Below are 12,704 nucleotides of genomic sequence, written 5' to 3'. Positions count from 1 at the left end.
AGATGTGATCAGATCAGTTCTTGGACTTGTCCACGATCTTCTTGATCCACGGCATCATGCTGCGCAGACGCTCACCCACCACCTCGATGTCGTGGGCCGCGTTCAGACGCCGCATGGCAGTCATCTCGGGATAGTTGGACTGACCTTCACTGATGAAGCGCTTGGCGTAGTTACCGGTCTGGATGTTCTTCAGACACTCGCGCATGGCCGCCCGGCTCTCGTCATTGATCACCTTGGAGCCGGTCACGTACTCACCATACTCCGCATTGTTGGAGATGGAGTAGTTCATGTTGGCGATACCGCCCTCGTACATCAGATCGACAATCAACTTCAGCTCGTGCAGACACTCGAAGTAGGCCATCTCAGGGGCATACCCGGCTTCTGTAAGGGTTTCGAATCCGGCCTTGACCAGCTCTACTGCACCACCGCAGAGTACCGCCTGCTCACCGAACAGGTCGGTTTCGGTCTCGTCCTTGAAGGTGGTTTCGATAATACCGGTGCGACCGCCGCCGATGGCGGAGGCGTAGGAGAGGGCAATATCCTTGGCCTGACCGCTGGCATCCTGGTAGATGGCGATCAGGTCCGGGATACCACCGCCACGCTCGAATTCTGAACGCACGGTATGGCCAGGTGCCTTGGGCGCGATCATGATCACATCCAGATCGGCGCGCGGCACCACCTGGTTGTAGTGGATGGCAAATCCGTGGGCGAAGGCCAGGGTAGCACCCTGTTTCAGATGCGGCTCCAGCTGATCCCGGTAGAGTACCGACTGGAATTCGTCCGGCGTCAGCACCATCACCAGATCAGCCTCGGCGACCGCCTCTTCCACGCTCTTTACCTTCAACCCGGCATTCTCCGCCTTGACGGCGGAGGCGGAACCGGCGCGCAGGGCGACGGTAACATCGACACCGGAGTCTTTCAGGTTGTTGGCATGGGCATGGCCCTGGGAGCCGTAACCTACAATCGTGACCTTTTTACCCTGGATCAGAGAGAGGTCGGCGTCTTTGTCGTAATAGATGTTCATGGTCATTTCAGTAGTACCTTCAAAAAATAGCTTCTATCCAGGGACACACCAGCCAGCATGTCTATTCAATGTTGTTATTCTATTCGGCCCGCATAATCGCAATCAGAGGCTAAGGCCCTTGGCGCCACGGGAGATGCCGGACGGTCCGGTACGGACCACCTCGACAACCAGATCCTCTTCCACGGCATTGACGAAAGCATCCAGCTTGCTCGCCTGCCCGGTCATCTCGATCAGATAGCTGGAGTCGGTGACATCGATAATCTTACCGCGAAAGATATCCACCAACCGCTTGATCTCATCACGCTGGGTCTTTTCGGCTTTCACCTTGATCAGCATCATCTCCCTTTCCACATGGGGGCCTTCGGAGAGGTCCAGCAGCTTGACCACTTCCACCAGCTTGTTCAACTGCTTGGTGATCTGTTCGATGATGTTCTCATCCCCACTGGTTACCAGGGTCATGCGTGAAAGGGAGGCATCCTCGGTCGGCGCCACCGTCAGGGATTCAATATTGTAGCCGCGGGCAGAAAACAGCCCGGCCACCCGTGAGAGCGCCCCGGCTTCATTCTCCATCAGAATTGAAATTATATGTCTCATGGTTAGACCAGCTCACTTTTGGGGGGAAGATACATCTCGTGGTGGCCCTTGCCCGCCTGGATCATCGGGTAGACATTTTCCGTGGGATCAACCACCACATCCATAAACACCAGACGGTCCTTCAGGTCAAAGGCCTCTTTCATCGCCCCCTCCAGATCCTGTGGACGCTCGATCTTCATGCCCACATGACCGAAGCTCTCGGCCAGTTTCACAAAGTCCGGTAGCGCATCCACATAGGAGTGTGAGTAGCGTCCGTCATAGAAAAATTCCTGCCACTGACGCACCATGCCCATATAACCGTTGTTCAGCAGCATGATCTTGATCGGCAGGTCATGTTGCTTGCAGGTAGCCAGCTCCTGGATACACATCTGGATACTGGCCTCGCCGGTGACCAGCGCCACATCTGCCCCGGGATGGGCAATCTGGATACCCATGGCAGCCGGCAGACCGAACCCCATGGTACCGAGTCCACCAGAGTTGACCCAGCGCCGCGGCTTGTCAAAACCGTAAAACTGGGCCGCAAACATCTGATGCTGTCCCACATCCGAGGCGACAAAGGCGTCACCCCGGGTAATTTTGTGCAGGGTCTCGACCGCAAACTGCGGCTTGATCTGCGCGTGGTTTCTGTCGTAACTGAGACAGTCGGCGCCACGCCAGCTATCAATCTGTGCCCACCATTTCTTCAATGCCGCGCTATTGGGGCGCTTCTTGCCCTCCTTGAGAATCCGCAGCATATCCTGCAGCACCGACTTCACCGGCCCCACGATCGGCACATCGACCCGGACATTCTTGGAAATGGAAGAGGGATCTATATCCACATGAATGATCTTGGCATTCGGGCAGAAGTGGGCGATATGCCCGGTGACACGGTCATCGAAGCGCGCCCCGATGGCAATCAGCACGTCGGTATCGTGCATAGCCATATTGGCCTCATAGGTACCGTGCATACCCAGCATACCAATGAACTGCTTGTCACTGGATGGATATGCGCCAAGACCCATCAGGGTATTGGTGATCGGAAAACCGAGCTCCCGGGTCAACTCGGTCAGCTCCTCGCTGGCATCACCCAGCACCACGCCACCACCGGTGTAGAACACCGGTCGCTCGGCGCTCAACATCAGATTGACCGCCTTTTTGATCTGCCCCAGGTGCCCCTTGAGCACCGGGTTGTAGGAGCGCATCTTGATTTTCTTGGGATAGTCGTAAGGGATCTTTTTATTGGGATCGGTAATATCCTTGGGAATATCCACCACGACCGGACCCGGCCTGCCAGAGGTAGCAATATAAAATGCCTTCTTCATGGTTTCGGCGATATCCCTGACATCCTTGATCAGGAAATTGTGCTTCACGCAGGGACGGGTGATACCGACCGTGTCCACTTCCTGGAAGGCGTCGCTGCCGATAAAGGGCGTCGGCACCTGACCGGTGAGCACCACCATGGGAACAGAATCCATGAATGCCGTGGCAATACCGGTCACTGCATTGGTCGCACCGGGTCCCGAGGTTACCAGCGCAACACCCGGCTTGCCGGTCGATCGGGCATAGCCATCTGCGGCATGGGTTGCCGCCTGTTCATGCCGCACCAGTATATGCTTGACAAAATCCTGCTTGAACAGCGCATCATAGATATGGAGCACCGCCCCGCCAGGATAACCAAACACATGCTCAACGCCTTCGTCTTTCAAACACTGAATGACGATCTCGGCACCACTCAATTCCACAAATAACCTCCCAACCAACCGGTTTACGGGCTTTTACCACGCCGGTCGGCACAATGTACAAGGGAAAAATCGAACGGTACAAATTACTCATATACGTCAGACAGGTCAAGCTACAAAGGCGATGAGCGGGAAGTATGGGCGCGATTCGACCAGATCGCACGACCACGCCGGTTAATACACATTATTCATGCGGTAATTAACAGCACCACCAGTATCACTAATCGCTGCCCGATCGGTACTAGCTCAATTTTTCCACGCGACTTCCAGGTATTAATCACAGCCATTGAAAAGCACTGTTTTGCGAAATCCATCCTTGCTGACCCCGAACGCAAACCCTACAATGACGGCGACCTCCCATAAACAATATAACAAGGATGATGCGCATGATTATCCGAACACTGTTGCCCTTGGTGCTGGCAATCTCCTGGACCGGGGCAGCCGATGCTCGCATGTACCGTTGGGTTGATGAGAACGGCACCACTGTCTACTCACAATCCCCCCCGGCATCGGGTGAAGCGGCCGAAGTAAAGATCAACACCTCCACATCGACTCCCCGGAAACAACCGGCCACCGATGTCGCGACTCAATCCAGCGATCCATCCCAGGAAAGTGCAGGGAAACCGGCGAATGGCCCCAGCAAGGAGGAGATCGCCGAATCCAACAAGATAAAATCGGAAAACTGTGCCGCCGCCCAACACAACCTCAACCTGTATACCAGTCTCGGAAATAAACTGGTAAAGACGCCGGATGGTCTTTATAAGCGCCTCACGGAGGAAGAGCGTCAGCAGAAGATTGAACAGAGCAAGGCGCAGATCTCTGAGTTTTGTGACAAATAGTCAGCTTAGGATATTCCCTACAGATCGACCGCGCTCTCCCTACAGACAACGCCGACCAACCTGTCCAAACTCTAACCACCGTCAACAAGGAAGGCCAAGGATCGGCAATACTCTCCAAGGATGGGCGAAAGGACTCCACCTTCCGCCATAAAGAATTTGACGGTGACCCTGAAGGCATGGATGTCTTCGGGGTCTTTTATTTTGACCTGATAAAGTTTTAAGACCGGGAACATCCCCTATTCAGGCCGACCGATAAGGTAGCCCTGAGCGCCATCCACATGCAACGCCGGCAACAACGCCCAGACCGACTCGGTTTCAACCGCCTCCGCAATCACGACAATCTCCAGCCCATGGGCAATCTCCGCCAGGGCCTGCACAAAAAACTGATTATCCCTGCTTGCGTCGATGGAACGCATAAAACTGCCATCGATCTTGAGATAATCGATCTTTATGGAACGCAGGTAAGCCAGGGAACTGAAGCTCCTGCCGAAATGGTCGATTGAAAGCTTTGCACCAAAACCGCTGACCAGTTCCAACATCCCCATCACCTTGTCAAGCAAGGACACGACCCCATACTCCGGCAGTTCAAAGATGAGCCGCTGGGCCAAGGCACGGTGTTCCGCCAGCTTGCTTGCCAGCCACTCCATGAAACCGGCGCTGGTAATCGTATGCAGAGAGAGGTTGACCGCATAGTGGGCCCGGTCATCCGGAGAATTTTGCAGACGCCCCAGCAGTTGACTGATCACAGCCTTGTCGATTTCCGCCGTTAACTGCAGACGCTCCGCTTGAGGCATAAACAGGCCCGCGGTCAGCAGGGAACCCTGTTCGGGGTTGTCCAGATCCTGCGGAATCCTGACCAGCACTTCCCGATGCAACAGCCGTCCGTCGCTACACGAGACAACTGGTTGATATAGAAGCTGAATACAGTCGCGCTCCAGAGCCATCCCGATAAACTCCCGCCACTCCGTGGCGCCACTCACCTGGCCGGACTCAAGCTCGTCAGCCCGGCTCAGATGCCATTCATTGGCGCCCTTGCTCTGTGCGATACGCAACGCCATATCGGCTTCCGCCAGCAGCTCCGAGGCACTCTGGCAACCATCAAAGTAGCCGATACCGATATGTCCCACATCCGGATCATCCAACCTGCCGGTACTGTACAGCCCGGTCAGCGCTACCACCAACTGCTCGGCGAGCTGTGCGATCTGCTCACCGGTACACTCTTCAACGAGTAGTGCGAAATCAGCACCCGCAAGGTGGGCAAGCTGGCTTCTGGGCCACTGCTTCGACACTTTTTCCAACTCTTCTGCCGTCGATTCCAACAAGGCATCGCCAGCACTGTAACCCTGCTCGTCGTTATAGCGTTTAAAGTCCTTCAACTGCACCAGACAGAGTACCCCACGGGAAAAAACCTCGGTGGAATTGATCTGATTCACCAGCAAATCCATAAAGAACCGTTTGTTCGCCAGGCCGGTCACTGGATGCTGGTACGCCTGCTGTCTGAAACCGGCCGCGAGACGCTCCAATTCATCCAGCATCTGCCCTACCTTGGCGGACATCCGGTTCATCGCTTCGACAATACGGCGGATATCGGGTGTCCTGGGCAACGGCGCGAGGATTGGAAATTCACGATTACAAATGGCATCGGCCTGCCCCTCAACCGATTTGAGGGGCCGCAATACCCGCTTCAGCAGCAACACACCGACCAACAGGGCGAGCGCGGTACTGGCCAGAAACCAGCGCAGGGTGTCGGTAACGTTTTGCCAGAGCTGGCGATAGGCGTAACCCGGATGACTGCTGATCACCACCCTGCCGCGCTGCATCCAGCCATCCATCAATACCGCCTCGCCCTCCGGCGTTGTCAGCGGCAGCATATTGATAAACCATTCGGGCACATCTTCGAGCTGTACCGGCAACACCCGATCAACCAAAGGTTTGCCCTGCATATCCTCAATCCGGATTGAGCGATAGAATCCGCGATCAAATATGGCATCGGTCATCGAGGTCACGGTGGCGAGATCCATCTGCCCCAGATATGGTGAAATCGATAAACCCAGGGAAGTGGCGGCATCCTGGGCATGTGACTCAAGCTGTTTCTCCAGGTAGTCCCGGGTATTGTGCACGGTCACCAGGAAGGTCCCGAGAAACACCAGCAACAGAAGCGTGACGATCAGCGTCACCAGTTGTTTTGGCAAGGTCATAGTTGTACCCCCGGGTTGCTCACCCCGGGCCTCCACCTGTTATCAGGTTGTTTTGCCGACATAATGTGCAGACCACGCTTCATTGCACCATCTCCCTGGTCATTCTGGCTTGCAGGTCCTGCCACAGGCTGATTCTGCTGGACGAGCCCACTTTCTCCCCTCGCCCCCGGCTCTTGGCCAGCCAGAGACCCTCTGCGTTGAAACTGTAGACCGGCGCCAGATCCCCGCGCTTGTCGGCAGAAAGAATCTGGCCATTAAGATTGTCCAGCACCAGGGGCACCCCACTCTCCTGCGGATAGTAGGTCAACACCATGTGCGCCTGGTTCAGCTCCAGCGCCTTGACATACATGATGCGCATTTTCTCTTCCGGCACACCCATCTCGCGCAGGGTAAAGTATTTGGCGATGGAGTAGTCTTCACAGTCGGCCTGCCCACGGCCCAGCGCCTCAACCGGCGTGGCCCAGTAATCCTCCTTGCCCCAGATATTCAGGTCGGATCTATAAGCCAGTCGATTAAAGAAGTCATTCACCAGGATCAACTTGTCGGTTTCACTGCCCTCCTGACGACTCTCCATCAAGGTCTGCCACTCACTCACCCTGCCCGCCGCCGGTTCCCCGTATTTCTGCTTTACCCACTGGATTAGCGACATGCTGACCAGGGATTCACCCGCCACCAAACCACCAAGCAGAAGCGTCATTGCCAATACTACCCAGCGCAGCCGATACCGCAGGCATTCGGACAGGGGGGCATAGCGATCTGTGACTGAGGTGATGAGCAATGGGCTACCGCCGGTGAAATCTAACGTCCAGTAGGTTTTTTCGGCAACCAGGGGGAATGCTGAAGCCGTGAATGGCAAAGATCCGGCCTGATGCAATGTACGTTATCCATTTGTCCCGGTCATGGCATACCGTTAGAATAAACGCCTTTTGCACCCACACCCCCTGGACACTGGACATGCGTACATCCCAATTTCCCCTTCAGACCGTAAAGGAGACCCCCTCCGACGCCGAGATCAGCAGTCATCAGCTGATGATCCGGGCCGGCATGATCCGCAAGCTCGCGGCCGGACTCTACACCTGGTTGCCGTTGGGTCTGAAAGTACTGCGCAAGATAGAATCCATTGTTCGGGAAGAGATGGATCGCTCCGGCGCCCTGGAGGTGCTAATGCCCTCCATCCAGCCGGCCGAACTGTGGCAGGAGTCAGGACGCTGGGAGCAGTATGGCCCGGAGCTGCTGCGGCTCAATGACCGGCACAAGCGGGCGTTCTGTTACGGCCCCACCCATGAGGAGATCATTACCGAGCTGGCCCGTAACGAACTGCACAGCTACAAGCAGCTACCGGTCAACTTCTACCAGATCCAGACCAAGTTCCGCGACGAAATCAGACCCCGCTTCGGCGTCATGCGCGCGCGCGAGTTCCTGATGAAGGACGCCTACTCCTTCCATGTCGACCAGGAGTCGCTGCAGCAGACCTATGACCTGATGCATGAGACCTACAGCCGCATCTTCACCCGCTGTGGCCTGGATTTCAGGGCGGTACAGGCGGACAGCGGCAGCATCGGCGGCAGCGCCTCGAAAGAGTTCCACGTGCTGGCCGATTCCGGCGAGGACGCCATCGCCTTCTCCACCGAAAGCGATTATGCGGCCAATATTGAGACCGCCGAGGCCGTGGCGCTCGGCGGCGCACTCCCGGCACCGGCCGAGGAGCTGCGACTGGTCGACACGCCCGATACCCGAACCATCCAGGACCTGGTGGAGCAGTTCCGGCAACCGATCGAAAAGACCGTCAAGACCCTGATTGTGGCGGCGACCGAGGACTATGATTCGGAATTTGTTGCGTTGCTGGTGCGCGGCGACCATGAACTGAACGAGATCAAGGCGGAGAAGCTGCCCGAGGTGGCCGCGCCCCTCACCTTCGCCAGTGAGGAGCAGATCCGCGCCACTATCGGTGCAGGTCCCGGATCCCTCGGCCCGATCAACTTGCCGATACCCTGTATCATCGATCGCTCTGTCGCCCTCATTGCCGATTTCAGTGCGGGCGCCAACCAGGATGATAAACACTACTTCGGCATCAACTGGGAGCGTGATCTGCCTACTCCCAGGATCGTCGATATCCGTAACGTGCAGGAGGGTGATCCCAGCCCCGACGGCAAAGGGGTACTGACCATCGCCAGGGGTATTGAGGTGGGACATATTTTCCAGCTCGGCAACAAGTACAGCGCGGCGATGAAAGCCAATGTACTGGATGAAAATGGCCGCAGCCTGATCATGGAGATGGGCTGCTACGGAATCGGCGTCTCCCGCGTCGTGGCGGCGGCCATCGAACAGAATCACGATGACAAGGGTATTATCTGGCCGGCGGCCATCGCCCCCTTCCAGGTTGCCCTCTGCCCCATGAAGATGGATAAATCGCATAGGGTACGCGAGGCCACCGAGCAGCTCTACCAGGAATTAACCTCGGCCGGCATTGAGGTGTTGCTGGATGATCGCGGCGCCCGTCCCGGTGCCATGTTTGCGGATATGGAGCTGATCGGCATACCACACCGGATTGTGATCGGCGAGCGCAGCCTGGATGAGGGCAAACTGGAATACCGTGGCAGAACCGACAATGACAACAGCATGATCGAAATCGAACGGATACTACCCTTCCTTCAGGAACAATTGAGCCCAAGGGCCTGAGGCAGAATAGATCAGGAACAATGGCCCACCCCTGAAGGCAATAACACGAGAGAAACTGGATCCATGGCTAAAGTAGAAAGTTTTACAAGAGAACAGTTGCTGGACTGCGGTTACGGCAGAATGTTTGGTGAGGGCAATGCTCAGCTGCCGGTCCCCAACATGCTGATGATGGACAGGATCACCCGGATTGCCGATGAAGGCGGCATTTACGGCAAGGGCGAGATTCAGGCCGAACTGGATATCACCCCGGATCTCTGGTTTTTTGAGTGTCACTTTCCGGGTGACCCGGTGATGCCGGGCTGTCTGGGACTGGACGCCATGTGGCAGGCTGTCGGCTTCTATCTGGCCTGGCTGGGCAATCCCGGACATGGCCGGGCGCTGGGCGTGGGCGAAGTGAAATTCACCGGACAGGTATTGCCCTCGGCTAAAAAGGTGACCTATCAGATCGATCTGAAGCGGGTCATCACCCGCCGTCTGGTGATGGGTGTGGCCGATGCGGTCATGAAAGTGGACGGACGGGAAATCTACACCGCAAAGGATCTACGGGTAGGCCTCTTTGTCTCTACCGATAATTTCTGATTCTCTCCTAGAGGGAACCACCATCGAGGGTCAGGATACGCACATCAGGTCTGACCCTCTGCCTCGCCTCACCGCCAGGAGCTTTTGTGCAGGAAGCCACATCGCCCACCACCACTGTTTTGTGCCAGGCAGAGCGGGATATCGGTGTCCAGCCGTCCATCCCCATGGGTCCCGGGGCACACCAGGGTGTCCCAGGAAGCAAATGTGATACAGTCCACAAAAAAGCAGGTTTCAGGGAAAAAACCACTATACCGGGCCTTTATTGCCGCATTCATCACACCTATGCCGGATACAAAATTGCCCCCCATGCCTTAATATTTAGCTATACCGGTCGCAATCTGATTCCAATATGGCCCAAGACATCGTCAAGCTGAACAGCCAAAGCTCCAGGCCCGCCAATCAACAGCGGCCCATCCGGGTATTGCAGATTACTGACTGCCATCTGCACACCAGCCTGGATTGGAAGCTTGCCGGCATCAATACCCAGATCAGCTTCGAATGGGTAATGGCGCTTGCCGCACAGCAAAAATCACAGACCGATCTGTTGCTTTTGACCGGTGACCTGGTCCACGACGCCTCCGCTGTCGGCTATACGAGACTCCGAAACAGTGTCCAGGAATTCGGCATCAAGGCCTGTTGCCTGCCGGGAAACCATGACAATCCGGAAATGCTCACCAGGCATATGCGCGGTGGCCTGGTGGAAGTCCCCAAAGAGGTAAAACTGGGTAACTGGGTCATTATCATGCTCGACTCCACCCAGCCGCACTCCGAGGGTGGACACCTGAGTGACCGGGAGCTGCAGACCCTCGAACGCTCGTTGCGCGAAAATACCGATCGGCACGCACTCATTGCCCTGCACCACCATCCCGTCCATATTAACAGCGCCTGGATGGACAAGATGGCACTGGATAATCCCGAGCCTTTTCTCTCCATTCTCGATCACTATGACAACGCGAAAGGGGTGATCTGGGGACATATCCATCAGCCATTTGATGCCGAACACAACGGGGTCAGGATGATGGGAACACCCTCTACCTGTATCCAGTTCATCGAGAATCAGGACAAATTCGGTATCAGCACAGCTCCGCCGGGATTTCGCTGGCTGGAGCTGCTACCTGATGGCGGCATTAATAGTGGCATTGACCGGATTGCCGCACTCCCCCCCGGACTGGACCTGAAAACTGCCGGTTACTGAACCGGACCACGCCCCCGAACCTGCCGTCCAACAGCGACATGCGTCCCTTTTTCCGGTTATGATAACGCCAATGACAAGAGCCGGAGCGCCTGATCACCCGGCCATTTCAACGGAGTATAACCATGCAAAGGGTCTTCCACAGCGCCTTCTGCCTCACGCTTGTTATGACCAGCGCACTGGCGGATGGGTCTCACAACCCACCTGGCTACGATAGCTCCAACGGCTGGCGCCCCATTGATACGCCGACGGAATACAACACCTCCCAGCCTCAAGCGGACATCACCGGCCAGTCGCAGCAGCCATACCCCTCCAGCCCCGGCTATGCCGCCGATCGGTATCCCGATCCGACACCTGGATATTATAGCGGAGAGGGCTTTCCCGGAGGGCCTGGGGCAACGGGACCCTACGACTACTACCAAGGTCAAGCGGAGCCCTATATCGAGTCACCCTATTATTACCCGTCAGACAATTTTGTGCAGGAGTGGGGAGACCCGGCGGCGCCCGCCTATCCCTACAGTTATTACCCGGCACCGGGCTATAACTATCCCTATTACTACCAGGAGGGAACCGCACCGGCATACAACCCCTATGCCCCACCCCAGGATTACCGCTATCCGCCAGTGCACGGTTATGGACAGGAGTCTTATACACCACCCCCAGCGACACCAGGTTATGAAAACAACTACTTTCAGGGGTATGGAAATAGCGGTTACGATACCCGCTACGGCACCACCGCGCCCTTAGCGCCCCAGCAACCGATGCAGATGTATGACGGCGCTGCGCCGACACCCGTTCCCCCGACGATGCTGGAGCCCTACCCTGCCTACGCCCAGCCACCCGCCTATCCGCAAGGTCAGAAACAACCGGCAGACCAGACTTACTCACCCCCGCCTCCCGTTTCATCGGACCGGGATAACAGGGCTCAGGATTGGGCGCAGCAGAACAGCTCGGCCCGGGATACCCCGGCAACGCAGTATCCAGGCTATCGGATCAATGGGGCGCCGGCCGTATTCAGGCCCTGGACGGACCCGGCGGATGAGCCTTCAGAGTAGCCGCGGCAATTGCCGGACGACGATAAATTGCCTTGACGGGCATTATCGAATTGAAAATTCGGCCAACTCCTGAACAGGGGCAGGCTCACTGGAAACACTTTCCACCCGAGCCTGGGCTGGCCCACGGGTCAGCCAGTTTCTCAACTGATCAACGGCATCGGCCTCACCACAGGCCAGCACCTCGACCCGACCATCAGGCAGGTTTCTGGCATAGCCGGTAATTTTCAGGCGCTCGGCCTCGAACCGGGTGGAAGCGCGAAAAAATACGCCCTGCACCTTTCCCGAGACCAGATATTGCATACAGATCGTCACTGGACACTCCTACTCTTTGTTATTTACCGGGGCCGGTTTTTCTGGCCGCACGCCCTGTACAATCAGTTGTTCAATCATCTCTGCAGTGAGCGGCCCGACATGCCGGGTGACCACCTCACCTTCCGGAGAGATGAGTATTGAGGTGGGCAGCACCGGAATCCTTCCAAAGGCAGTATAGCCATCGACAGGCGCCAGCAGGATGGGATAGCTGATGGACCGCTCAGCCAGAAAACCCTTGAGCCGCTCCGGCGCCATATCCTCCATGTTGATCCCGATGACCAGGGCATCACGCTCTTTATGCGCCAGATGGAAACGCTCCAACTCCGGCATCTCTTCGATACAGGGCGGACACCAGGTGGCCCAGAAATTGACCAGCAGCCACTTGCCGCGAAACTCCGCAAGCGACCGATCCCTGCCATCCAGATCAGGCAGGATAAAATCAATCGCCTGCGCAGCAGTCACACAGAGCAGCAATAACACAACCCCGATCGGCTGGCGCAGCCACCGCATCATG

At 56.6% G+C, this 12,704-nt stretch carries 12 protein-coding genes; 5 read left to right on the top strand and 7 right to left on the bottom strand.

Annotation, left to right across the window (positions count from 1 at the left end; all coding sequences use genetic code 11):
• Positions 1–13: 13 nt before the first annotated feature.
• The 3 genes from ilvC to ACHZBF_RS04080 form a co-directional block, all read right to left on the bottom strand.
• On the bottom strand, positions 14–1,024 hold the full coding sequence (gene ilvC / locus ACHZBF_RS04090) for a ketol-acid reductoisomerase (protein ID WP_029135046.1): 1,011 nt from the start codon (positions 1,022–1,024) through the stop codon (positions 14–16).
• Between the two features lie 102 nt (positions 1,025–1,126).
• On the bottom strand, positions 1,127–1,618 hold the full coding sequence (gene ilvN, locus ACHZBF_RS04085) for an acetolactate synthase small subunit (RefSeq protein ID WP_029135045.1): 492 nt from the start codon (positions 1,616–1,618) through the stop codon (positions 1,127–1,129).
• Between the two features lie 2 nt (positions 1,619–1,620).
• Positions 1,621–3,339 (bottom strand): acetolactate synthase 3 large subunit, encoded by a 1,719-nt coding sequence (locus ACHZBF_RS04080; protein WP_029135044.1) that lies wholly within the window; start codon positions 3,337–3,339, stop codon positions 1,621–1,623.
• A 383-nt stretch (positions 3,340–3,722) separates the two neighbouring features.
• On the opposite strand from ACHZBF_RS04080, the gene ACHZBF_RS04075 reads away from it, so the two are divergent.
• A complete protein-coding gene (locus ACHZBF_RS04075; RefSeq protein ID WP_321527745.1) occupies positions 3,723–4,175 on the top strand; it encodes a DUF4124 domain-containing protein in 453 nt (150 codons plus the stop codon).
• A 236-nt stretch (positions 4,176–4,411) separates the two neighbouring features.
• Here ACHZBF_RS04075 and ACHZBF_RS04070 read toward each other — a convergent pair whose 3' ends face one another.
• Both ACHZBF_RS04070 and ACHZBF_RS04065 read right to left on the bottom strand, forming a co-directional pair.
• On the bottom strand, positions 4,412–6,373 hold the full coding sequence (locus ACHZBF_RS04070) for an EAL domain-containing protein (protein WP_321527744.1): 1,962 nt from the start codon (positions 6,371–6,373) through the stop codon (positions 4,412–4,414).
• Between the two features lie 79 nt (positions 6,374–6,452).
• Positions 6,453–7,070: a transglutaminase-like cysteine peptidase gene (locus ACHZBF_RS04065; RefSeq protein ID WP_051302799.1), complete on the bottom strand. Its 618-nt coding sequence runs from the start codon at positions 7,068–7,070 to the stop codon at positions 6,453–6,455.
• 257 nt (positions 7,071–7,327) lie between these two features.
• Between ACHZBF_RS04065 and ACHZBF_RS04060 the strand changes: the two genes are divergently transcribed.
• The 4 genes from ACHZBF_RS04060 (at position 7,328) to ACHZBF_RS04045 (ending at position 11,878) form a co-directional block, all read left to right on the top strand.
• Positions 7,328–9,052 (top strand): proline--tRNA ligase, encoded by a 1,725-nt coding sequence (locus ACHZBF_RS04060; protein WP_321527743.1) that lies wholly within the window; start codon positions 7,328–7,330, stop codon positions 9,050–9,052.
• Between the two features lie 63 nt (positions 9,053–9,115).
• A complete protein-coding gene (gene fabA / locus ACHZBF_RS04055; RefSeq protein ID WP_029135039.1) occupies positions 9,116–9,631 on the top strand; it encodes a 3-hydroxyacyl-[acyl-carrier-protein] dehydratase FabA in 516 nt (171 codons plus the stop codon).
• A 349-nt stretch (positions 9,632–9,980) separates the two neighbouring features.
• Positions 9,981–10,826, top strand: a complete 846-nt coding sequence (cpdA, locus tag ACHZBF_RS04050) for a 3',5'-cyclic-AMP phosphodiesterase (protein WP_084610308.1) — start codon at positions 9,981–9,983, stop codon at positions 10,824–10,826.
• Positions 10,827–10,948: 122 nt separating this feature from the next.
• Positions 10,949–11,878 (top strand): chromosomal replication initiator protein DnaA, encoded by a 930-nt coding sequence (locus ACHZBF_RS04045; RefSeq protein WP_321527742.1) that lies wholly within the window; start codon positions 10,949–10,951, stop codon positions 11,876–11,878.
• A 42-nt stretch (positions 11,879–11,920) separates the two neighbouring features.
• Here the strand turns inward: ACHZBF_RS04045 and ACHZBF_RS04040 are convergent, their stop codons facing one another.
• A complete protein-coding gene (locus tag ACHZBF_RS04040) occupies positions 11,921–12,178 on the bottom strand; it encodes an acylphosphatase (protein ID WP_051302747.1) in 258 nt (85 codons plus the stop codon).
• Positions 12,179–12,199: 21 nt separating this feature from the next.
• Positions 12,200–12,703: a TlpA disulfide reductase family protein gene (locus ACHZBF_RS04035; RefSeq protein WP_273440816.1), complete on the bottom strand. Its 504-nt coding sequence runs from the start codon at positions 12,701–12,703 to the stop codon at positions 12,200–12,202.
• Between the last annotated feature and the right edge of the window lies 1 nt (position 12,704).

The organism is Sedimenticola selenatireducens (assembly GCF_963675335.2).
GTDB lineage: Bacteria > Pseudomonadota > Gammaproteobacteria > Chromatiales > Chromatiaceae > Sedimenticola > Sedimenticola selenatireducens.
The sequence above is the reverse complement of the archived record's forward strand: the minus strand, read 5'-3'. Positions and strand labels throughout refer to the sequence as shown.

Coding starts and splice junctions, on each gene's coding strand:
- ACHZBF_RS04035 (WP_273440816.1), bottom strand. CDS start 12,703: ATGATGCGGTGGCTGCGCCAGCCGATCGGGGTTGTGTTATTGCTGCTC.
- fabA (WP_029135039.1), top strand. CDS start 9,116: ATGGCTAAAGTAGAAAGTTTTACAAGAGAACAGTTGCTGGACTGCGGT.
- ACHZBF_RS04075 (WP_321527745.1), top strand. CDS start 3,723: ATGATTATCCGAACACTGTTGCCCTTGGTGCTGGCAATCTCCTGGACC.
- ACHZBF_RS04065 (WP_051302799.1), bottom strand. CDS start 7,070: ATGACGCTTCTGCTTGGTGGTTTGGTGGCGGGTGAATCCCTGGTCAGC.
- ilvN (WP_029135045.1), bottom strand. CDS start 1,618: ATGAGACATATAATTTCAATTCTGATGGAGAATGAAGCCGGGGCGCTC.
- ACHZBF_RS04040 (WP_051302747.1), bottom strand. CDS start 12,178: ATGCAATATCTGGTCTCGGGAAAGGTGCAGGGCGTATTTTTTCGCGCT.
- ACHZBF_RS04045 (WP_321527742.1), top strand. CDS start 10,949: ATGCAAAGGGTCTTCCACAGCGCCTTCTGCCTCACGCTTGTTATGACC.
- cpdA (WP_084610308.1), top strand. CDS start 9,981: ATGGCCCAAGACATCGTCAAGCTGAACAGCCAAAGCTCCAGGCCCGCC.
- ACHZBF_RS04070 (WP_321527744.1), bottom strand. CDS start 6,373: ATGACCTTGCCAAAACAACTGGTGACGCTGATCGTCACGCTTCTGTTG.
- ilvC (WP_029135046.1), bottom strand. CDS start 1,024: ATGAACATCTATTACGACAAAGACGCCGACCTCTCTCTGATCCAGGGT.
- ACHZBF_RS04060 (WP_321527743.1), top strand. CDS start 7,328: ATGCGTACATCCCAATTTCCCCTTCAGACCGTAAAGGAGACCCCCTCC.